The sequence below is a fragment of the Antrihabitans auranticaus genome (genome assembly GCF_016481275.1).
Classification (GTDB): domain Bacteria; phylum Actinomycetota; class Actinomycetes; order Mycobacteriales; family Mycobacteriaceae; genus Antrihabitans.
In genome coordinates this window covers 318,665-338,302 of record NZ_JAEMNW010000001.1, presented here as the reverse complement: position 1 = coordinate 338,302, position 19,638 = coordinate 318,665, and the positions used below count along the sequence as shown (strand labels likewise).

At 65.0% G+C, this 19,638-nt stretch carries 20 protein-coding genes; 14 read left to right on the top strand and 6 right to left on the bottom strand.

All coding sequences use genetic code 11. The features are described 5' to 3' along the window. Positions 1 to 3: 3 nt before the first annotated feature. A complete protein-coding gene (locus JGU72_RS01415; protein WP_199681972.1) occupies positions 4 to 1,077 on the top strand; it encodes a metal-dependent hydrolase family protein in 1,074 nt (357 codons plus the stop codon). Between the two features lie 344 nt (positions 1,078 to 1,421). Here the strand turns inward: JGU72_RS01415 and JGU72_RS01410 are convergent, their stop codons facing one another. Next, positions 1,422 to 3,254, bottom strand: coding sequence for an acyl-CoA dehydrogenase (locus tag JGU72_RS01410; RefSeq protein ID WP_199681971.1), 1,833 nt, complete (start codon positions 3,252 to 3,254; stop codon positions 1,422 to 1,424). Between the two features lie 168 nt (positions 3,255 to 3,422). Beyond that, positions 3,423 to 4,664: a TetR/AcrR family transcriptional regulator gene (locus tag JGU72_RS01405; protein WP_199681970.1), complete on the bottom strand. Its 1,242-nt coding sequence runs from the start codon at positions 4,662 to 4,664 to the stop codon at positions 3,423 to 3,425. A gap of 83 nt (positions 4,665 to 4,747) precedes the next feature. Between JGU72_RS01405 and JGU72_RS01400 the strand changes: the two genes are divergently transcribed. Both JGU72_RS01400 and JGU72_RS01395 read left to right on the top strand, forming a co-directional pair. Further along, on the top strand, positions 4,748 to 5,731 hold the full coding sequence (locus JGU72_RS01400) for an LLM class F420-dependent oxidoreductase (protein WP_199681969.1): 984 nt from the start codon (positions 4,748 to 4,750) through the stop codon (positions 5,729 to 5,731). 23 nt (positions 5,732 to 5,754) lie between these two features. Next, on the top strand, positions 5,755 to 7,374 hold the full coding sequence (locus JGU72_RS01395; RefSeq protein ID WP_199681968.1) for an acyl-CoA synthetase: 1,620 nt from the start codon (positions 5,755 to 5,757) through the stop codon (positions 7,372 to 7,374). On the opposite strand, the gene JGU72_RS01390 is transcribed toward JGU72_RS01395, so the two are convergent. Next, a complete protein-coding gene (locus tag JGU72_RS01390; RefSeq protein ID WP_199681967.1) occupies positions 7,371 to 8,057 on the bottom strand; it encodes a response regulator in 687 nt (228 codons plus the stop codon). The genes JGU72_RS01395 and JGU72_RS01390 overlap by 4 nt on opposite strands. Beyond that, positions 8,054 to 9,649, bottom strand: a complete 1,596-nt coding sequence (locus tag JGU72_RS01385; RefSeq protein ID WP_199681966.1) for a sensor histidine kinase — start codon at positions 9,647 to 9,649, stop codon at positions 8,054 to 8,056. Before JGU72_RS01385 ends, JGU72_RS01390 begins: the two co-directional genes overlap by 4 nt. A gap of 93 nt (positions 9,650 to 9,742) precedes the next feature. On the opposite strand from JGU72_RS01385, the gene JGU72_RS01380 reads away from it, so the two are divergent. The 8 genes from JGU72_RS01380 to trmD all read left to right on the top strand — a co-directional run bounded on the left by JGU72_RS01380 (position 9,743) and on the right by trmD (position 15,287). Continuing rightward, positions 9,743 to 10,711, top strand: a complete 969-nt coding sequence (locus tag JGU72_RS01380; RefSeq protein ID WP_199681965.1) for a Bug family tripartite tricarboxylate transporter substrate binding protein — start codon at positions 9,743 to 9,745, stop codon at positions 10,709 to 10,711. After that, a complete protein-coding gene (locus JGU72_RS01375; protein WP_199681964.1) occupies positions 10,708 to 11,223 on the top strand; it encodes a tripartite tricarboxylate transporter TctB family protein in 516 nt (171 codons plus the stop codon). The genes JGU72_RS01380 and JGU72_RS01375 overlap by 4 nt, the downstream gene beginning before the upstream one ends. A 1-nt stretch (position 11,224) precedes the next feature. After that, positions 11,225 to 12,757 (top strand): tripartite tricarboxylate transporter permease, encoded by a 1,533-nt coding sequence (locus tag JGU72_RS01370; RefSeq protein WP_199681963.1) that lies wholly within the window; start codon positions 11,225 to 11,227, stop codon positions 12,755 to 12,757. Next, positions 12,754 to 13,143, top strand: a complete 390-nt coding sequence (locus JGU72_RS01365; protein WP_199681962.1) for a universal stress protein — start codon at positions 12,754 to 12,756, stop codon at positions 13,141 to 13,143. The genes JGU72_RS01370 and JGU72_RS01365 overlap by 4 nt, the downstream gene beginning before the upstream one ends. A 243-nt stretch (positions 13,144 to 13,386) precedes the next feature. Continuing rightward, complete coding sequence (gene rpsP, locus JGU72_RS01360; protein ID WP_199681961.1) at positions 13,387 to 13,833, top strand: 30S ribosomal protein S16; 447 nt, start codon at positions 13,387 to 13,389, stop codon at positions 13,831 to 13,833. Beyond that, complete coding sequence (locus tag JGU72_RS01355; RefSeq protein WP_199681960.1) at positions 13,830 to 14,072, top strand: RNA-binding protein; 243 nt, start codon at positions 13,830 to 13,832, stop codon at positions 14,070 to 14,072. The genes rpsP and JGU72_RS01355 overlap by 4 nt, the downstream gene beginning before the upstream one ends. 7 nt (positions 14,073 to 14,079) lie before the next feature. After that, complete coding sequence (rimM, locus tag JGU72_RS01350; RefSeq protein ID WP_199681959.1) at positions 14,080 to 14,607, top strand: ribosome maturation factor RimM; 528 nt, start codon at positions 14,080 to 14,082, stop codon at positions 14,605 to 14,607. Beyond that, positions 14,604 to 15,287, top strand: coding sequence for a tRNA (guanosine(37)-N1)-methyltransferase TrmD (trmD, locus tag JGU72_RS01345; RefSeq protein ID WP_199681958.1), 684 nt, complete (start codon positions 14,604 to 14,606; stop codon positions 15,285 to 15,287). Before rimM ends, trmD begins: the two co-directional genes overlap by 4 nt. Before the next feature lie 6 nt (positions 15,288 to 15,293). On the opposite strand, the gene JGU72_RS01340 is transcribed toward trmD, so the two are convergent. Together JGU72_RS01340 and JGU72_RS01335 are read right to left on the bottom strand one after the other, a co-directional pair. Then, positions 15,294 to 15,971 (bottom strand): Abi-alpha family protein, encoded by a 678-nt coding sequence (locus JGU72_RS01340; protein ID WP_199681957.1) that lies wholly within the window; start codon positions 15,969 to 15,971, stop codon positions 15,294 to 15,296. A gap of 54 nt (positions 15,972 to 16,025) precedes the next feature. After that, positions 16,026 to 17,117 (bottom strand): YfaP family protein, encoded by a 1,092-nt coding sequence (locus JGU72_RS01335; RefSeq protein ID WP_199681956.1) that lies wholly within the window; start codon positions 17,115 to 17,117, stop codon positions 16,026 to 16,028. Positions 17,118 to 17,335: 218 nt separating this feature from the next. On the opposite strand from JGU72_RS01335, the gene JGU72_RS01330 reads away from it, so the two are divergent. Genes JGU72_RS01330 through JGU72_RS01320 form a run of 3 tightly spaced genes read left to right on the top strand, consistent with a single transcriptional unit; the run spans position 17,336 to position 19,626 of the window. After that, the gene (locus JGU72_RS01330; RefSeq protein ID WP_199681955.1) at positions 17,336 to 17,740 is read left to right on the top strand and encodes a hypothetical protein; all 405 of its coding nucleotides are present in this window, start codon (positions 17,336 to 17,338) and stop codon (positions 17,738 to 17,740) included. An 18-nt stretch (positions 17,741 to 17,758) separates the two neighbouring features. Next, positions 17,759 to 18,865 (top strand): hypothetical protein, encoded by a 1,107-nt coding sequence (locus JGU72_RS01325; protein WP_199681954.1) that lies wholly within the window; start codon positions 17,759 to 17,761, stop codon positions 18,863 to 18,865. A 2-nt stretch (positions 18,866 to 18,867) separates the two neighbouring features. Next, positions 18,868 to 19,626 (top strand): ESX secretion-associated protein EspG, encoded by a 759-nt coding sequence (locus JGU72_RS01320; protein ID WP_199681953.1) that lies wholly within the window; start codon positions 18,868 to 18,870, stop codon positions 19,624 to 19,626. The last annotated feature ends 12 nt before the right edge of the window (positions 19,627 to 19,638 follow it).

Below are 19,638 nucleotides of genomic sequence, written 5' to 3'. Positions count from 1 at the left end.
ACCGTGCCCTATCACCTTCGGGGTTTGGGACTGCCCGACGAGCAACCACTCGAGTTGTGGATTGCCGACGGTCTGATTTCGCTTTCGCCGGTTTCGGGGGCGGAGGCGCTGTGCAGATCAGGGTGGATTCTGCCCGGCCTCGTCGATGCGCACTGCCATGTCGGAATCGTCTACGGGGGTGGGCACGAGACCCCCGAAGGCGCGATTGCGCAAGCGGAGACCGAACGCGGCGTCGGCGCTCTGCTGTTGCGCGACGCCGGATCGCCGATCGACACACGGTTCATCGACGACCGCGAGGACCTGCCGAAGATCATTCGCGCGGGTCGGCATATTGCGCGTCCCAAGCGGTACATCCGCGAATTGGGTATCGACGTCGACGACGAGCGCGACTTGCCGGAAATCGTTGCGCAGCAAGCGCAACGCGGCGACGGCTGGGTGAAGATCGTCGGCGACTGGATCGATCGGTCGGTCGGCGATCTCGCGCCGCTGTGGAGCGATGACATCCTGCGTGAGGCGATCGACGCCGCGCACAGTCACGGCGCGCGGGTCACCGCACATGTCTTCGGTGAGGATGCCTTGCCGGGTCTGCTGCGGGCCGGGATCGACTGCATCGAGCACGGCACCGGTTTGACCGACGACACCATCGAGCTGATGGTCGAGCACGGCACGGCCTTGGTACCCACGCTCATCAACATCGAGACCTTCCCATCGATTGCGGCGGGTGCCGGCAAGTTCCCCGCCTACGCCGACCACATGCTCGACCTCCACAGGCGCGTCGCGGACACGGTCGGCCGCGCGCACGACGCAGGCGTGCCCATCTATGCAGGCACCGACGCAGGTGGTTCCATCGTCCACGGGCGAATCGCAGACGAGGTCGCCGCCCTTGCCGCAGTTGGCTTGTCGCCCAACGACGCCCTCGGCGCGGCGTGCTGGGATGCGCGGACCTGGCTCGGCCGCCCAGGCATCGAGCACGGTGCGCCCGCGGATTTGCTTGTGTACGAAGAGGACCCGCGGACGGGTCCGGAGGTGCTGGCCAACCCGACCTTCACCATCCTGCGTGGTCAGGTTTACCGGTAGGGCTCAGCCGACCGGGCTGTTGCCGGAGGGGCGGCAAGGAGCCCCGGCGTGTCGTGGGGGTGACACGCCGAGGTCTCGCTGAGCCGCACCGACTTTCGGGATCCGCACCGGGACTTGCCGGGCGACACGCCGGAGGTGGCCCGAAAAGGGGTGCGGCTGAGCGGCTTACGTGTGTTGAGCGTCCCCCGGCGTGTCGTGGGGGTGACACGCTGAGGTCTCGCTGAGCCGCACCGACTTTCGGGATCCGCACCGGGACTTGCCGGGCGACACGCCGGAGGTGGCCCGAAAAGGGGTGCGGCTGAGTGGCTTACGTGTGTTGAGCGGCCCCGGCTAACCCGACCCGTCTAGAAAGCCGCCTCGTCGAGGTCCATGATGTCGCCGTCGAGGTCGGCGATGATTCCCCGCACCGCGGTGAGCTGGGGGAGCACGTTCCTGGCGAAGAACGAGGCCACCGCCACCTTGCCGTCGTAGAACGACTTGTCGGCCGCTGCGACCTTGCCGTCGAGCGCTTCGAGGGCAACCTCGGCCTGCCGCAACAAGAGCCAGCCGATGACGAGGTCGCCGGTCGCCATCAGGAAGCGAACCGATCCCAACCCGACCTTGTACAACTCGGCCGGATTCTGTTGCGCCGCAAACAGGAATCCGGTCAGCGTCGCTGCCATCGCCTGGACGTCGGCGAGGGCAGTTGCGAGCAGGGCGCGTTCGCCCTTGATGCGGCTGTCGCCGGGATCGGCACCGAGGAATTCCTGGATCTGCCCGGCGAGATGTGCAAGCGCAACGCCGCGGTCGCGGGCGATCTTGCGGAAGAAGAAGTCCTGCGCCTGAATCGCCGTCGTGCCCTCGTACAAGCTGTCGATCTTGGCGTCGCGAATGTACTGCTCGATCGGGTAGTCCTGCAGGAACCCGGACCCGCCGAGGGTCTGCAGCGATTCGGTGAGCATTTCGTAGGCACGCTCCGAACCCACGCCTTTGACGATCGGGAGCAGCAGGTCGTTGACGCGGAAGGCGACGTCGCGGTCGGCGCCGGACACTGCCGCCGCCACGACATCGTCCTGGTGTGCCGCTGCGTAGAGGTACACGGCACGCAGACCTTCGGCGTACGCCTTCTGCATGATCAGGCTGCGTCGAACATCCGGGTGGTGGGTGATGGTGACGCGAGGCGCGTGCTTGTCCGTCATCTGCGTCAGATCCGCGCCCTGGACGCGAGTCTTCGCGTACTCGAGTGCGTTGAGGTAGCCAGTCGAGAGAGTCGAAATTGCCTTGGTGCCGACCATCATTCGAGCATTCTCGATGACCTTGAACATCTGGGCGATGCCGTCGTGCACGTCGCCGACCAACCAACCGACCGCAGGCACGCCGTGCCCGCCGAAGGTGAGTTCGCACGTCGCGGAAGCCTTCAGCCCCATCTTGTGCTCGAGGCCCGTGACGAATACGCCGTTGCGCTCGCCGAGTTCGCCTGTCTCACCGTCGAAGTGAAATTTCGGGACGAAGAAGAGGGAGAGACCCTTCGTGCCGGGTCCGGCACCTTCGGGACGGGCCAGTACCAAATGCATGATGTTGTCGGTGAAGTCGGAATCTGCCGACGTGATGAACCGCTTGACACCTTCGATGTGCCAGGTGCCGTCGGCCTGCTGGATCGCCTTGGTGCGACCGGCGCCGACGTCGGATCCGGCGTCGGGCTCGGTGAGCACCATCGTGCCGCCCCACTCACGCTCGGCCGCAATTGTCGCCCAGCGTTTCTGCTCCTCGTTGCCGATGTTGTGCAGGATGTCGGAGCCCTGGGGGCCGTTCGTGTACATGAAGGCGGCCGGCTGCGCACCGAGGACGAATTCCCAGATCGACCACTTCAGCATCGAGGGCGCGCGCATGCCGCCGAGTTCCTCGAGCAGGCCGATCTTGTGCCACCCGGCGTCCTGCCAGGACGCGACCGCACGCTTGAATCCTTCGGGCAGGGTCACGGCGTGCGTCGCGGGATCGAACGTCGGGGGAGTGCGGTCGGTCTCGGCGAACGACTCTGCGAGCGGGCCTTCTGCCAACCGCGCGGCCTCGGTGAGCATGGATCGCGCAGTGTCGGCATCCAGGTCACCGAACGCGCCCGAATCGAGGACCTTGTCGAGACCGAAGACCTCGAACAGGTTGAACTCGAGGTCGCGGACGTTGCTCTTGTAGTGACCCACTTGGGAAGCCCTCCGTGTTTGTCGGCGTCGACAGTGCACGGGGTTGTCCCGGCACCAACGCGAACAGATTCTCCTATCGAATCCGGGCTACGCAACCGTAAGTTAATAAGCATTAGGGCGGTTGGAGCGGGTTTGCCGCTAAAACCCCACGTAGCAGGGCAGATGTTATTACTCGCTAGATCCGCTCGGGCTGTCGACCAATTCGGCCGTCGGTCGCATGACCGAGCTGCACACGGCGACCAGCACGTCGAGTGCGTCGGAACGGCGCCGGATCCGTTCGTGCCGGATCAGGTCGGCGACGACGGTCGTCAGCGCCTGAATCCGCACGCGCGCGGCGTCGACGGTGAGGTCGGGCTCCGCGTTCTGCATCAACCGGGCCCATTTCGAGACGCCTTCGCGGCTCGCCTTCCGCAGGTGCGCGCCTTGCTCGCCGGGAATGTGGACGACTTCGGTCATCGCGGCACCGAACAGGTCGGGCTGCTCGACCGCCATCCGGATGTAGGAACGCAACAGCAGATCCAGCGCGTGGGTGGGCGACGAACCGCTGGAGAGGGCCTGCGCCGTGTAGAGCGAGATCCACTGTTCGGCACGTTCGACGATCGCCGTCAGTAATTCGGACTTGCCGGCGAAGTGGTGGTAGACGCTCGGACCCGCGATACCGGCCGCGGAGCCGATGTCTTCCATGCTGACGGCCGCGTAACCACGCTCGTTGAACAAACGTGCGGCGACGACGATCAGCTGTTCGGTCCGGAAGCCGCGTTCCAGCACGCGGTCGGTCTCGGGACTTATCTGCTGCACCGGAGCCGTGAATTCTGCTGGTGCGACAGTGGTTTCGAGGACATGCGTCGTCATCGTCAACAGTTGGTCGACGAAAGCCGCGCGTGGTAGCTCGACGTGGTGATTCGAGGGGCTCACCGCGACCGAGAGCGCCGCCCAGGCCAGCAGCGCACGTTCGGGTTCGGCGAGGTCCGGACGTGCCTGCAAGACCGCCGTCATGATCGACGCGTGGACCCGTGCGATGCGGTGCAGCACTGCACGACGGTCCGTGTCGGACAGGCTGCGGACCTCGCGTTGCCACAGTCGCGTCAAGTCGCGGTTGTCGAGGGCAAGCTCGATCAGCGCGGGGAGGATCGGCAAATCCGGCTCGCCGCGCGCGTCGTCGAGTCGCGTGAGCGTGGTGTCGAGGCCGTCCATCAAGGCGCGGCCCAGGAGTTCCTGCTTGTTCGCGAAGTGCCGGTACAGGGCGGTGGAACTGATGCCGACGGCCGAGGCGATATCGGCCATGGACGTGCCGTGGTAGCCACTGGCGGCGAACAACCGAGATGCAGCGGCCAGAATCGTGACCTTGCGGTCGCGTGGCCGGGTGCGACGCGGTGGTTCCGCGGTCGCAGTCTCCCTGTCGATTGCCATGCGAACAGTGTGGCCTACGCCGTATGGGCGCAGAAGAACAGCCGCATCGACGGGTTCGGAATCCAGGGGTACCGTCGAACTACGTGAGCATTCGCCTTGGCTATCAGATGCCGAACTTCAGCTATTCGACCCCCGTTGCAGAGCTGTTCCCCACCGTCATCGCGCAGGCGCGCGAAGCCGAAGCGGCCGGGTTCGACACTGCCTTCGTGATGGACCACTTCTATCAACTGCCTGGAATCGGCGAGCCCGAGGAACCGATGCTCGAGGCTTACACGGCCCTGGGCGCGCTCGCTACGGCGACCGAGCGAATTCAGTTGTCCGCGCTGGTTACGGGCAACACCTATCGCAATCCGCCGATGCTTGCGAAAGCTGTGACGACGTTGGACGTCGTCAGCGGTGGCAGGGCGGTACTCGGAATCGGCGCCGGGTGGTTCGAGTTCGAGCACAACTCGTTCGGCTACGAATTCGGCACGTTCACAGACCGGTTCGAGCGGCTGGGTGAGGCACTCGAGATCATCACGCCGATGCTGCGCGGCACGCGCCCGACCGTCGACGGCAAGTGGTACCAGGTGAAGGACGCGATCAACGAGCCGCGCATCCGCGACACTCTGCCGATCCTGCTCGGCGGCGGCGGAGAGAAGAAGACTTTCGGATTCGCCGCGCGCTACGGCGATCACTTGAACATCATCGCCAACGCGTCGGAGTTGCCACGAAAGGTCGAGGCGCTCGAACAGCGCTGCGCCGAGGTGGATCGCGACCCCGCGACGCTCGAGACCAGCTTCCTTGCGTTCGTGATGATCGACGAGGACGGCGACCGCGCGCGCAAACTGCAGACCGACTACCTCCGTGCGCAGGGAGTCGACCTGTCGTCCCTATCGCCGGAGAAACGCGCCGCGGCGACCGACCGGCAGTTCGTCGGCGACCCGGACGACGTCGCGGACCAGATCCAGCGAAAGGTTCTGGACCAGGGCATCGACGGCATCGTGATCAATCTGGTCACCAATGGGCACGAGCCGGGCATCGTCGATCTGGCCGGCAGGACGTTGGGACCGTTGGTCGGCAAGTAAGGTCCGGCCGCTAGGTTGAACCCATGAAGACACCGTTGTCTCTGTTGCAGACCGTCGTCCGCCGTGCGCTCGATGAAGCCCAGTACGGCCTGATGGCCGTCGGCGCCGGCCTCGTCTCGCCGATGCCGCCCCACAAAGTCGCGCTGATGGCGGCCCACCTCCAGCGCTACGGCCCGCTGGGTGCGCTCGCGCCGATCGCGGCACTGCGCTACGGCGATCGGACCGCGATTCTCGACGAGCTCGGCTCCATTACGTTCGAGCAACTCAACAAGCACAGCAATTCGGTCGCGAACGCGTGGCGCGAACGTGGTCTGCAGCCAGGTCAAGGCGTCGCGATCCTCGCCCGGAACCATCGTGGTTTTCACTATGCGGTTTTTGCCGCTGCGAAGTGCGGTGCGCGAATTGTCTTGCTGAACACCGAGTTCGCGGGTCCGCAGATCAGGGAGGTAGCGCAGCGCGAGGGGACAGATCTGCTCGTCTTCGACGACGAGTACGCCGAACTCCTCGCCGACATCGAACCCCAGCACGGTCGGTGGCGGGCCTGGGCAGACACTCCGGGCCTGGATACCCTCGAAGCCTGCGTTGCACTGCAATCCCCCTCGCACCCACCGAAACCGAGCGTTGCGCCGAAGATCATTCTGCTGACGAGCGGAACGACGGGAACGCCGAAGGGTGCCCCGCGTGCGGAGCCGAAATCGCTTGCGGCACTGGGCGCAATCCTCAGCAAGGTGCCGTTCAAGGCGCAAGAGGTCACCGAATGTCCCGCACCGCTTTTCCACACACTGGGTTTCGCGCACGCGATGCTCGCGGCCGGCTTCGGGTCGACGCTCGTCGTCCGGCGCAAGTTCGATCCCAAACTCACGCTGCAGAGCCTTGCCCGCAACCGGGCGACCGCGATGATCGTCGTTCCGGTCATGTTGCAACGCATGCTGGATCTCGGTGACGAGGCCCGCGACGGCCTCGACCTGTCCTCGCTGCGAATCATTTTCGTGGCCGGTTCGCAACTCGGCGCACCGCTGGCAGATCGCACGCTTGCCGCGTTCGGGCCGGTTCTCTACAACCTCTACGGGTCGACCGAAGTTGCGTACGCAACCATCGCAACGCCTGCCGACCTCGCCGCAGAGCCTGGTTGCGTCGGCGGGGTGGTCTCCGGTGCAGTGGTGAAGATTCTCGACGAGAGCGGCGAGGAGGTGCCGCAGGGTGAGGTCGGGCGCATCTTCGTGGGCAACACGATTCAGTTCGAGGGCTACACGGGCGGCGGCGGCAAGGAGATCATCGACGGGCTCATGTCGTCCGGCGATGTCGGCCACTTCGACCCGGCGGGCCGATTGTTCATCGACGGACGTGACGACGACATGATCGTGTCGGGTGGCGAGAACGTCTTCCCCGGTGAAGTCGAAGAACTGCTCAGCGACCACGTTGCGGTCGAGGAATGCAGTGTTGTCGGCGTCGACGACGAGAAGTACGGGCAGCGGCTGAAGGCCTTCGTCGTCGTGCGCGCCGGCGCGGAACTGAGTGAAGACGACGTCAAGGAACATGTCCGCGCGCATCTTGCGCGGTTCAAAACCCCGCGTGAGGTGGTCTTCCTCGACGAACTGCCGCGTAACGCGACGGGCAAGGTCCTCAAACGCGAGCTCCGTTAGCTGCTCGCGCGGTAACGCCGCTCGGGTCGTCCTGCTTTTCCGTACTGCAGTCTGATCTCGACGGCACCCGTCGTCAGATAGTGCTCGAGATATCGCCGGGCGCTGACCCGGGAAATCCCTACTAGGTCAGCGCATTCCGCAGCGGAAATCTCGTCGTTGGAGCGAAGGGCATCGAGCACGAGCTTGCCGGTTTCCGGGCCGAGGCCCTTCGGCAGTTCGTCCTCGGCCCGGCGCTGTCCCGAACTGCCGAACAGGGAGTCGATGAGGGATTGGTCTGCGCCCGTGCCGGATTCGAGCGCCCGTGCACGTGTCTTGAACGTATCGAGCTTCGCGAGCAGCTGGGGATACTCGAACGGTTTGATCAGGTAGTCCGAAGCGCCGCCGTGCAATGCCCCACTCACGGTGTCCAGCTCGCGCGCAGCGGTGATCATGATGACGCCCACGGGGTTGCCGTCGGCCCGCAACTGTCGCAGCACGTCGAGACCCGACATGTCGGGTAGATACACATCGAGCAACACGAGGTGAGGCTGCAGGGACGCCACCGACGCCAGCGCATCGGCGCCCGTGCGGGCGACGCCGACCGCGCGAAATCCGTCGGCACGGTCCACGAAGCGTCGATGGATCTCGGCGACCATGAAGTCGTCGTCGACGACCAGCACATCGAACGTCGCGTGCTCGGTCATGTGCGTACCGTACGGGGGAGGCGCACGGTGAACAGCGCCCCACCGCCCTCGGCGTCCGAAACCGCGACCGTTCCGCCGTGCTGGGCGCTGACGAGACGGACGAGTGCAAGGCCGATTCCGCGACCTCCCGGCACGTCGGTCTTCGACGTCACGCCACGCGAAAAGATGCTCTCGCGTAAGTCTTCCGGCACGCCACCCCCGGTGTCGGCGACCGCGATGACAAGATCGTCCGCGTCGCTGATGTGTACCGATGTGGTGGCTTCCCGCGTTCCCACGGATACGTCGACGGCGTTGTCTATCAGATTGCCCAGCAAGGTGATCACGTCCGTGGCGAGTGCGGGATCGAGGGCCGCGAGATGCGAATCGCCAGCCAGCTCGAGGGCCACTCCGGACTCCGCGGCGAGCGACGTCTTCGCGATCAGCAGCGCCGCAACCGCGGGATCGGAAATATGTTGTGCAACAGCATCGCTGATTGCGGCACGGCGCCTCGTCAGTGTCCCGACGAATTCCGTCACCGCGTCGTATTCACCGAGTTGAGTCAGACCCGAGATGGTGTGCAACTGGTTCGCGAACTCATGGGTTTGCGCGCGCAGCGTGTCGGTGACGCTTTTGTGCGACGAAAGTTGGCTCTGCATCGAAGCGAGTTCGGTACTGTCGCGCATCGTCGTGACGGTACCGATCTTGTGCCCCTGGCTCGTCGCAGCGCGCCGATTCAGCGCGAGAACGCGACTGGGCGTTGCGATTACGACGTCCCGACCGTCTTCGCCCGAGAGCAGGAAGTCGCGGATCGTCGGATCGATGCCGACGCTTGCGACGGGCTTGCCCACGGCGTGGTCGTCGAGCCCGAGTAGGTCCTGCGCGCTGTCGTTGAGAAGGGTGATCTCGCCTTCGTTGTTCACCGCGACGACGCCTTCACGGATGCTGTGCAGCAACGCTTCCCGATGATCGGCGAGGCTGGCGATCTCGGCGATCTCCAGCCCACGTGTTTTGCTCTTGATCCGCCGGGCAAGCAGCGACGACCCGATCAGGCCGAGCGCGGCACCCAGCCCGAGATAGAGCAGCAGCCGTTCGCCCGCGCCGCTGAGCAGTTCCCACAGCGACGGGTAGTCCTCGCCGACCGACACGACAGCGAGCACGGTGCCGCTCGAGTCGAGGATCGGCACATGACCGACGAGCGAACGTTTTCCGTCGATATCGACGTCGCCGAACCACGCCCGCCCGGTCAGCACGTCGCTGTCGCCGAACTGAGCTTCGCTTCCGATCCGTAACGGGTCCGAGGAGGCGCGAACTATGCGCGCCGGATCGACGATCTCGGCGACTGTGGCACCCGACAGGTTCACGGCCCGGTCGACGTCGGGGGCAAGGACGCTCGAGGCGAAAGGGTCGGCGTAGCGCTCACGGACGATCGGTGTCGATGCGACGTTCTCCGCAACTGCGATCATCCGTTGCCCGCGCACGTCACGGAACTCCTTCGTCGACTGCGCGACCGAGACAGCACCGACCGCGACGAGAACGACAGCGATGACGACCAGCTGAAACAGCAGAAACTGGCCTGCGAGGCTGCGCCCGCTACGGAGGACCGATGACCACAATGAACTTTACTTCCGTTGCTTCCGAAAACGTGACGTCCGTCACGTATCGGCCCAGTATTGCTGAGGATCACTTTCCAAGCGAAATGGGGAACGATGTCGAAACGAGGTCTCGTGCTCGTCGTGCTGGCGGCGCTCGTGGTAGCCGGCTGCGGCGTGACGCGCGGTGAGGACAACGGGCTGCACCGGCTGCGCATGATGGTTCCTAACAGCCCGGGCGGTGGCTACGACCTCACAGCACGCACCGCGGTGAAGATCATGGAAGACAACGACATCACCGGTCGGGTCCAGGTCTTCAATGTCCTCGGCGCCGGCGGCACGGTTGCGATGGCCCGCTTGATGAACGAAGAGGGCAACGACGACCTGATGATGATGATGGGCCTCGGCGTTGTCGGCGCGGTCTACACCAATGGATCGTCGGCACGGGTGTCCGACGCGACTGCGCTGGCCAAGGTCGTCGAGGAGCAGGAAGGCATTCTCGTACCCGCGGATTCGCCGTTCCGGACCGTCAACGATTTCGTCGAAGCATGGAAGGCGAATCCCGCGTCGGTCACCATCGGCGGCGGCTCGTCACCGGGCGGCCCCGATCATCTGTTCCCGATGGAGACAGCGCGAGCGGTAGGCATCGATGCACGCCAGGTGAACTACGTCGCCTATGACGGTGGTGGCGATCTGCTCACCGCTCTGCTCGGCAAGAAGATCGCCGCGGGCACGTCCGGGCTAGGCGAATATGTCGATCAGATCGAGTCGGGCACAGTCCGCGTCCTCGCGGTATCGGGTTCGGAGCGTGTCGCCGGAATCGACGCGCCGACGCTGACCGAGGCCGGCGTCGATCTCACCTTCACGAACTGGCGCGGAGTGCTTGCGCCGCCCGGTATTTCGGACGAGACGCGTGACTCGATGGTGAAGGTGCTCGAGGAGCTGCACGACACACCCGAATGGAAGGAAGCGCTCGTCAAAAACGGTTGGTCGGACGCCTTCCTGACCGGAGCGGAGTTCGAACAGTTTCTGCGAGACCAGGATCAGCGGGTCTCGTCCACTCTCTCGGAATTGGGGCTGGCATGAGCGAGAAGACCGACGTCTCTGCGGAACCGCAGAAGGACTGGGCGCAGTTCATCGTATGCGCGGTCATGGTGGTGGTCGGGGCATTCCTCATCTTCGACGCGATGACACTCGAGGGTGGATTTGCGAAAGTGGATCCGGTTGGCCCCAAGCTGTTTCCGATGATTGTCGGAATAGGGCTCCTCGTGTGCGCGGTGATTCTCGCGGTGGCGATCACGCGGGGTTCGCGTGGCGAGGCCGACGAGGGTGAAGACATCGACCTCACGTCCCCGGGCGATTGGCGGACCGTGGGTCTGCTCGTAGTGCTGTTCGTCGCAACGATCGTCCTCGTCAACCCGCTCGGCTGGACAATCACGGGAGCCCTTCTGTTCGCCGGTGCCGCAACGATTCTGGGTAGCAAGCACTACGTCCGCAATATCGCGATCGGCGCGGTCCTGTCGGTCGCCAGCTTCTACGGCTTCTACTCCGGGCTCGGAATCCCGCTGCCCGCAGGTATTTTGGACGGGATTCTCTGACATGAACAATCTGGATTGGCTGATCCAAGGCTTCGAGCAAGCCGCGACGCCGATGAACCTCCTCTACGCCTGCATCGGTGTGCTGCTCGGCACCGCGGTCGGCGTCCTGCCGGGAATCGGTCCGGCAATGACGGTGGCCTTGCTGCTGCCGATCACCTACAACGTCAGCCCAAGCGGAGCCTTCATCATGTTCGCCGGCATCTACTACGGCGGCATGTACGGCGGCTCGACCACGTCGATTCTGCTGAATACACCGGGGGAATCATCGTCGGTGATCACGGCTATCGAAGGCAACAAGATGGCGAAAGCGGGCCGAGCCGCACAAGCTCTCGCGACCGCGGCCATCGGATCTTTCGTCGCCGGCGCAATCGGCACGATGTTGATCGTTCTCTTCGCCCCCGCTGTCTCCAAGTTCGCGGTAACCCTCGGTGCGCCTTCGTATCTCGCGATCATGCTGCTCGCACTCGTCGCCGTCACGGCTGTGCTCGGTAGCTCGAAACTGCGTGGTGCGATCTCACTGCTGCTCGGGCTTGCGATCGGACTCGTCGGCATCGACTTCCTGACCGGTCAGCCGCGTGCGACGTTCGGAATCCCGCAGCTCTCGGACGGTATCGACATCGTCGTGGTCGCGGTTGCCGTCTTCGCGCTCGGTGAAGCGCTATGGGTCGCCGCACACTTGCGCCGACGTCCTGCCGAAGTCATTCCGGTCGGCAGGCCGTGGATGGGCAAGGAGGACTGGAAGCGATCGTGGAAGCCGTGGTTGCGCGGTACGGCGTACGGCTTCCCGTTCGGTGCGTTGCCGGCCGGCGGCGCCGAGTTGCCGACCTTCCTGTCCTACATCACCGAGAAGAAGCTCTCGAAGCACAAGGACGAATTCGGCAAGGGCGCTATCGAGGGCGTCGCCGGTCCGGAAGCGGCCAACAATGCTTCCGCCGCAGGCACTCTCGTGCCGATGCTCTCCTTGGGTCTGCCGACCAATGCGACCGCAGCGGTCATGTTGACTGCGTTCGTCTCCTACGGCATCCAGCCGGGACCGACGCTGTTCGAAAAGGAACCGCTGCTGATCTGGACCTTGATCGCGAGCCTGTTCATCGCCAACTTCCTTCTGCTGGTGCTGAACCTGCCGCTGGCGCCGCTGTGGGCGAAGCTGCTGCGCACACCCCGGCCCTACCTCTACGCGGGCATTCTGTTCTTCGCCACCCTCGGGGCCTTCGCGGTGAACCTGCAGTGGATAGACCTTGCGCTTCTGCTGATCTTCGGCCTGCTCGGTCTGATGATGCGCCGATTCGGGCTGCCGGTTCTGCCGCTGATCATCGGCGTGATCCTCGGGCCGCGCGTCGAGCGTCAGCTGCGCCAAAGCCTCCAGCTCGGCGGCGGCGACTGGAGCAGCCTGTTCAACGAACCGGTCGCCATCGTGGTCTATGTCCTGATCGTCTTACTTCTGGCCTTCCCGCTCGTCATGAAATTGCTGCACCGTTCCGAGCCGGACCCCGTCCACACACCGATCGACCACAAGGAGAAGGAACCCGCATGATCGTCATCGGATACTCGGCGGACCGGTACGGCGACGCCGCACTCGAACAGGGAATTGCCGAAGCAGGGCTACGCGGTTCCGGCCTGCTCGTCGTCAACGCGACGCGAGGCGACGCACTCACCGACAAACGGTTCGCACAGGGTGATCAGGTCCAGGACCTGGAACAACGCCTCGCTGAGAGCGGGGTGAAATACGAAATCGCCCAGCCGGTGGGAGTCGACGTCGTCGAAGAACTGCTCGAGGTGACAGAACGAGCCGACGCCGAACTGCTCGTCATCGGAATCCGGCACCGCACGCCGGTGGGGAAGCTGCTGCTCGGTAGCGTCGCCCAGCAGTTGATCCTGCGCTGCTCCAAGCCGGTGCTGGCGGTGAAGCCGGCCGAGTAGGCACTCGATTTCCTCAGGTCACGCCGCATCTGGCACAATGGACAACCGTCCGTCAGGACACTGTTAGCCCGTCTCCGGTTACGCACCGCGCGGCGGTCACAACAACCCCATATGCACGGCGGGAAACCTCGGCGCTGGCGCGCCGATCTTTCCTCGAACGTGTATAGCCCATCCGCAAAACCGGGCCCGCACTCCACGCGGGCCGCTGAATTGCGGCGTGACCAACACTCGAAAGGCTCCACCATGGCTGTCAAGATCAAGCTCACGCGGCTCGGAAAGATCCGCAACCCGCAGTACCGCATCGTCGTTGCGGACTCTCGCACTCGCCGTGACGGCCGTGCGATCGAGACCATCGGCAAGTACCACCCCAAGGAAGAGCCCTCGCTCATCGAGATCGATTCCGAGCGCGCGCAGTACTGGCTGGGTGTTGGCGCGCAGCCGACCGAGCCGGTCGAGAACCTGCTCAAGATCACCGGTGACTGGCAGAAGTTCAAGGGTCTGCCGGGCACCGAAGGCACCCTGAAGGTCAAGGCGCCCAAGCCCAGCAAGCTGGACCTCTTCAACGCGGCCCTCGCAGCTGCCGACAACGAGCCCACCACTGCTGCGACCACCCCGAAGAAGAAGGCCGCCAAGAAGGCCGACGCGTCCGACGAGACCGCAGCCGCTGACTCCGCCGAGGCCGCTGAGTGAGTGCTGTTGTCGCCGATGCCGTCGAGCATCTCGTCCGCGGCATCGTCTCCAATCCTGACGCGGTTCGCGTCGAACTGATCACCGGTCGTCGTGGTCGCACCGTCGAGGTGCACGTTCACCCCGACGACCTGGGCAAAGTGATCGGTCGTGGTGGCCGTACGGCCACCGCACTCCGCACACTGGTCTCGGGAATCGGCGGACGCGGTATCCGCGTCGACGTCGTCGACACCGATCAGTAAACAACCGATGGAACTGCTGGTCGGCCGCGTCGCGAAGTCGCACGGCATTCGCGGCGAGGTCGTCGTCGAAGTTCGCACAGACGACCCCGATCTGCGGTTCGCGCCTGGCTCGACATTGCGTGGTCACAAGCCGCGCGAGAAGCAGCTGACCGAATACACGGTCGAAGCCGCCCGGGACCATTCCGGGCGGCTCTTGCTGCGTCTACAAGGTATTGACAGTCGTGAAGCTGCCGATGCACTACGCGGCACGCTATTCGTCATCGACGCCACAGAGGTCGAGCCATCCGACGATCCCGACGAGTTCTACGACCACGAACTCGAAGGCCTAGCAGTGGCATTGATCGACGGCACGCCCGTCGGTACGGTCCGCGAGGTCCTGCACTCGACGGCCGGCGAATTGCTGGCCGTGACATCGCCCGAAGGTCGCGAAATTCTGGTGCCGTTCGTCGCCGCGATCGTGACGTCGGTGTCGGTAGCGGATGGACTGGTGCAGATCGATCCGCCCGAGGGTCTGCTGAACCTGGATGCGTTGTGAGACTGGATGTCGTCACGATCTTTCCCGAGTATCTCGAGCCGCTTCGAACAGCATTGCTGGGCAAGGCAATCGACAAGGGACTGATCTCGCTCGAGGTGCACGATCTGCGACGTTGGACTCACGACGTCCACAAGTCCGTCGACGATGCGCCGTACGGCGGTGGACCCGGGATGGTCATGAAGCCGACCGTCTGGGGTGATGCACTCGACGAGGTATGCCCGGTTGATGCACTCCTGGTCGTACCGACGCCCGCCGGTGTGCCTTTCACGCAGGCGACCGCGCGGCGGTGGACCGCCGAGAAGCACCTGGTCTTTGCGTGCGGCCGCTATGAGGGTATCGATCAGCGGGTCTTCGACGATGCCGCTCGTCGCGTACGGGTGGAAGAAGTCAGCATCGGTGACTACGTCCTGATCGGGGGCGAAGCAGCAGTGCTTGTGATGGCGGAAGCGGTTGTGCGGCTACTGCCCGGTGTGCTCGGCAATCAGCAGTCGCACCAAGAGGATTCGTTTTCCGATGGTCTGTTGGAGGGCCCGAGCTACACACGGCCGGTCGAGTGGCGCGGATTGGCCGTTCCGCCGGTTCTGCTGTCCGGTGACCATGCGAAAGTGGCGGCGTGGCGTCGCGAGCAAGCCCTCGAGCGGACCGCGCAACGGCGACCCGACCTGCTTCCGCCGGGTTGACCTGATTCAGCCGAGCTCCGGCCAGGAGCCGTACTCGCGCGCATTGTCGCGCTGGAACGGATCGACCGCGGCCCAGAAGTCGCTGCCGAATGCCGAAATGCGGACAGTCGTGCGAACGATCTTTGCCTTACCGCCTGCTTTGGTCACGGCCGGGTCCAGCTCCAGCAGCTCGTACTGCGCGGTCAGACTCGAACCGCCCATCGGGCCGATGTCGACCAGTCCCAGCTCGTCCAGACGCGTCAGATAGCGGTGCGTATGCGCCGGCGCGGCAACCCCGGCCATCCGCCCCACCGTCGAAATATTTCGCGCGACGGTTCGGTCCGGTTCCCGTCGACCGGTGCGGACGAGCACATCGGCACAGGCATAGACCTCGCCCGACGACAGTGCCGCGACGATCCGGGCTTCGTCGGGCAACAGATCGGAAAGGATCTTCTTGAACAGAAGATCGTCGCCGGTCGCGGCCGTGCTGTGCACGGCCTGCTGCAGCAACGACGCCATACCCATACGCAAGGACGGCGCAGATTCCAGCGCGAGCACCGGTGCGGTAGCCATGCGGTCGAGAGCGCTCAGCGCCATCGGTGGACCGCCCAGCGGGAGTCGCCGGGCGATTCCGAGTAGCGGGGTTGCCCCCGCAGCCCACGTTATTGCGTCCCCGCAAACTCTGAGCATCCGTCCGACGACCACGGGGTTACGTTACCTTGCGCCGTGCGTTTATCGGCGTGGTCTGCGATGCCGAAATCAGCGTGTGGTGGTCGTTTCCGGAGTGCTCGGCGCCGAGGACCGCGATGTGGTTCGGGTGGTCGAGGTGCGCGTGGTCGACGTCGAAGTTCGCGACGGGGAACTGCTCCCGGACTGGCCGTTCGCGTACACGGTGAACGTTCCGACCTCGGTACCGCCACCGGCTCCGGCGCCGTCGCCTTCGCCGTCGAACGAACCGTCGATCACCTGCGGCTCCTGGCCGTTGACGTTGATCGTGACGACGTAGTTTGTCTTCGGCACGTCGCAGCTCGCGAAGTAGGCGACCCGGACCGAGTATTCACCGGGCGGCGCGTCCTGATCCCACGTCACGTTCTCGTTGCGGACGCCGTCGATCGTGCAGGCCGCGTTGGAATCGAGGTCGAGCGAGCCGCCCTCGGCCGAAGTGGTGTTGGCGAAGTAGATCTCGTTGCCGTTCGGATCGATGACGTGCAGATCGACGTCGCTGTCGGCGTCCCACGACGTCGACACCTGAACCTCGCCGGTGCCGACCTCGATCGCCTCGACGGCCTGCTTGGCGAGCGCGCCCTGCGTGCCCTCCTCATCGACGACCGCGTAGAAGAAGGCGAACTCGGAATCGGGCAGCGACTGCGGGAACGTGATGACGAGGTCGATTTCCTTGACGGCCTGGTCGAGCGTGATCTCCTGGTAACCCGTCGCAGGGGAGTCCGCGCCGCCGGCCTTCGTCTCGGTGGACGACTCGGTCGGCCTTTCCCGAGTGGACGTCGTCACCTTGCCGTTGCCGGGGGCAACACCGAGGCGGATCTTGTCGAAGGCGACGTCGGCCTTGATCGTCTGGCTGACGCTGCCGCCGTTGACGACTGTGGTTTCGTCGTTGACCTCGGCCTTCGGGCCACCCGAATCGCCTTCGCCGAGTTCCTTGTTGACGATTTCCGACTCGACCGTCTTGCCGTCGGCTTTGAAGCCGGTGACATACGACGCGATCGGGGGCGGCCCGATAGCGGTTCCCTCGGTGGTCGCCGTGCATGCGGTCACGACAACGAGGGCCAGCAACGCCAGAAGCGCGATTGCCGTGAAGGGACCCCGCTTTGCGGTGTGATGACTCAGCGACATTCGCGCGCCTCCAGTTCACGAATCGGTCGGCGGGGACAGCAGCCGACTTCAAGACTGCTAGAGCGTATTGCACAACGCCGACAGACGTATGGGTAGTCCTCTTCTTGAATTCCGCTGGACGCCGTTTAGCTGCTCGAGCCGCTCGGTCGCACAGTCGCCGGTGCGGGCTGTTCGGCTATGCTTGCGGCTGATTTGTTCTGGGGGAGGGGCGAACAATCATGTCCAACGATGTTGTCTCGTGGGGGAATCTTGCGGACGCAGCGGCCACCGGTGCGCTGCGTGTCGACATGAATCCGGATGTCTTCGTTGCGCTGAACAAGGCGTGCAGCGAGTTCATGGCCGGCGTGGTCACTGCCCGGGACGCGCTTTCGAAGCTGGGCGCCGAGTACGGGTTGGGCGAGCATGACGCGAAATGGACGTCAGCGGTCGGGCTCGCAAGCCACTTCCGGGACACGCTCGCGGAGCCGGATACCGGTGCGATAGCGGTCTTTTCGGAGTTTCATCACGTCGCGGGCCAGGTCCAGGCGATCGTCGCTGCGATCTTCGACCGGTACGCCGCGACCGAAGACGAGTTCAGCGCCCGCTTGCAGGACATGTATCCGGGCCGGCCCGGCGGGAACTGAGCGGAAGGGATTCGGGGGATGGGGTTCATCGACAAGGGGCGGATCAAGGTTGTCGAAAATCCGGCAGGCTTTACCCACCAAGAGATTTACGACGCAGCGCACCGTCTGAGTCCGAACGACGACGTGTACGCGGCGTGGGCCGATGCAGGCACGCGACTCGGCCAGCTCTCGAAGAATCTGAGCGTGGCGGTGCAGTCCGCGATCGAGGGCGAGTGGATCGGCACCGCCGCGGACGCCGCCGTGACCGGATTCGACGAGTTCGGTCGCAGCGTCGTCGAACTTGCCATCGCGTGCGCCGCAGTCGGCGATGTGTTCCAGAAGGCGTCGAACGCAGCCCATGACTTTCAGTCGAACCTGCCCGAGGTCGTGACGGTGGGCGCGCAGTCCAACGAGCGCACCGCCGAGCTGCGCAATCGCGAGGAAGAACGCGCGCGCGAGGTCATGCAGACGTTCTACATCGATCGATATGGTGCCGCGGACCGCGAGCTGCCGGTTCTGCCGCGGCCCTTCAACCCGGTGGCGGGTTCCGTCGGGGAAACGGGTGCACCGGACAGCAACGACAGCAGCGGTTCCGGTGCCGGGCAGAACCACAGCATCGCCGCCGGGACCGTGGACGAGCAGGTTGATTCAGAAATCCCCACGCAGGCTGGCGCCGATACACAGCCGGCAGCTCCGGTGCCGCCGGCCGTACCGTCGCTACCCGGTCTCACGGACGACGGTGGTGCACAGAGCCCAGGCCGGTTGCCGAGCACGGTGCTCGCATCGAACAGCGACGCAGGGCCGGTGGCCGGTACGAACGGTAACGAGAGCTCGGGTCCGCGCGCGGGGAGTCAGCCCGGCAGCGGCGGCTCGACAGTCACGCCGATAGCGGGATCGCCCGTCGCGGCTTCGCCGGTCGCGGGTGTACAGCCAGGTGCGCAGAACGCGGCTGGACGAGGCGGTGCGTCCGGAGTCTCGGGTCGCCCCGGTGCACTCGCACCGGGTGGGATGGTGCCGCCCGCAGCGCGCAGTAAGCGCGACGAGGACGAGGAGCACAAGATTCCGTCCTATCTCGTGACCGAAGACAACTGCGTCGAGCTGATCGGCACGCTGCCGCCGTACATTCCGCCGGTGCTGGGGGCGTAGGCGTGCCCGCATGGGAGCTCTCGGCCGATCACTTCGCGGCAGTCTGGTACGGGCGTGCCCATGACCGACTGCCGTTCCCGTTTCGTCTGCTCAGTCGATTCAGGTATGCCGACGAATACGACGCCTTCGCGAGCCGAGTGCGCGCCGACCTCACCGACGATCAACCGCTACGGGAGGCGTTGCGCGTTCTCGCCGACCCAGAGATCAGGGTGGAGGTTTTCGGCCTCCACGGACCGGATTTGGCCACTGAGTTGCGAGTGATCGGTTGCGCCCGGTCCGGCGCAGGCGTGGTCGCTACTCAGACACCGGGTCTAGACGGTGGCACGGTAGCGCTGCGGACCTGTGCGGCGGGCGCACTGGCGGAACGTGTGCTCGACCGACTGCCTGAGGCAACGATGGGATCCGCGAAGCCGCAACGATTCCCAGTCGATTCGCTCGCGGCCGCTGCGCCCGGCGCTTACGTCCGACGCGCCGACGCCGTCTCCCACCGTGAGCAGTTCCGAAAGATTGCGCGTTCACCTCGGTCTGCACAGGGGACGGTCTCCATCTTCGCGGGCGTGCGGACGGAGGAGCAGCGTGCGCGAACCGGAGTGGTGCGGTGGTTCGACGTGGTCGGTGACGGCCGTTACACAGAGGTCCGCACGCGTTCGCACGTCGAGGTCGAACCCGCTGGCCGGACCCAGATAATCGGCAAGATTTCCAGCTTCGCCGATCAGGCCATGGCCGTGGCCTCGTCGGGTTGCCAACTGCGCCCATCGTGAATGTCACACGCC

What these genes read in the sequence shown, in the direction of transcription:
- JGU72_RS01370 (WP_199681963.1), top strand. Translation starts at nt 11,225, where the DNA reads ATGAACAATCTGGATTGGCTGATCCAAGGCTTCGAGCAAGCCGCGACG.
- JGU72_RS01405 (WP_199681970.1), bottom strand. Translation starts at nt 4,664, where the DNA reads ATGGCAATCGACAGGGAGACTGCGACCGCGGAACCACCGCGTCGCACC.
- rpsP (WP_199681961.1), top strand. Translation starts at nt 13,387, where the DNA reads ATGGCTGTCAAGATCAAGCTCACGCGGCTCGGAAAGATCCGCAACCCG.
- JGU72_RS01395 (WP_199681968.1), top strand. Translation starts at nt 5,755, where the DNA reads ATGAAGACACCGTTGTCTCTGTTGCAGACCGTCGTCCGCCGTGCGCTC.
- JGU72_RS01325 (WP_199681954.1), top strand. Translation starts at nt 17,759, where the DNA reads ATGGGGTTCATCGACAAGGGGCGGATCAAGGTTGTCGAAAATCCGGCA.
- JGU72_RS01365 (WP_199681962.1), top strand. Translation starts at nt 12,754, where the DNA reads ATGATCGTCATCGGATACTCGGCGGACCGGTACGGCGACGCCGCACTC.
- JGU72_RS01380 (WP_199681965.1), top strand. Translation starts at nt 9,743, where the DNA reads ATGTCGAAACGAGGTCTCGTGCTCGTCGTGCTGGCGGCGCTCGTGGTA.
- JGU72_RS01390 (WP_199681967.1), bottom strand. Translation starts at nt 8,057, where the DNA reads ATGACCGAGCACGCGACGTTCGATGTGCTGGTCGTCGACGACGACTTC.
- JGU72_RS01375 (WP_199681964.1), top strand. Translation starts at nt 10,708, where the DNA reads ATGAGCGAGAAGACCGACGTCTCTGCGGAACCGCAGAAGGACTGGGCG.
- JGU72_RS01335 (WP_199681956.1), bottom strand. Translation starts at nt 17,117, where the DNA reads ATGTCGCTGAGTCATCACACCGCAAAGCGGGGTCCCTTCACGGCAATC.
- JGU72_RS01330 (WP_199681955.1), top strand. Translation starts at nt 17,336, where the DNA reads ATGTCCAACGATGTTGTCTCGTGGGGGAATCTTGCGGACGCAGCGGCC.
- rimM (WP_199681959.1), top strand. Translation starts at nt 14,080, where the DNA reads ATGGAACTGCTGGTCGGCCGCGTCGCGAAGTCGCACGGCATTCGCGGC.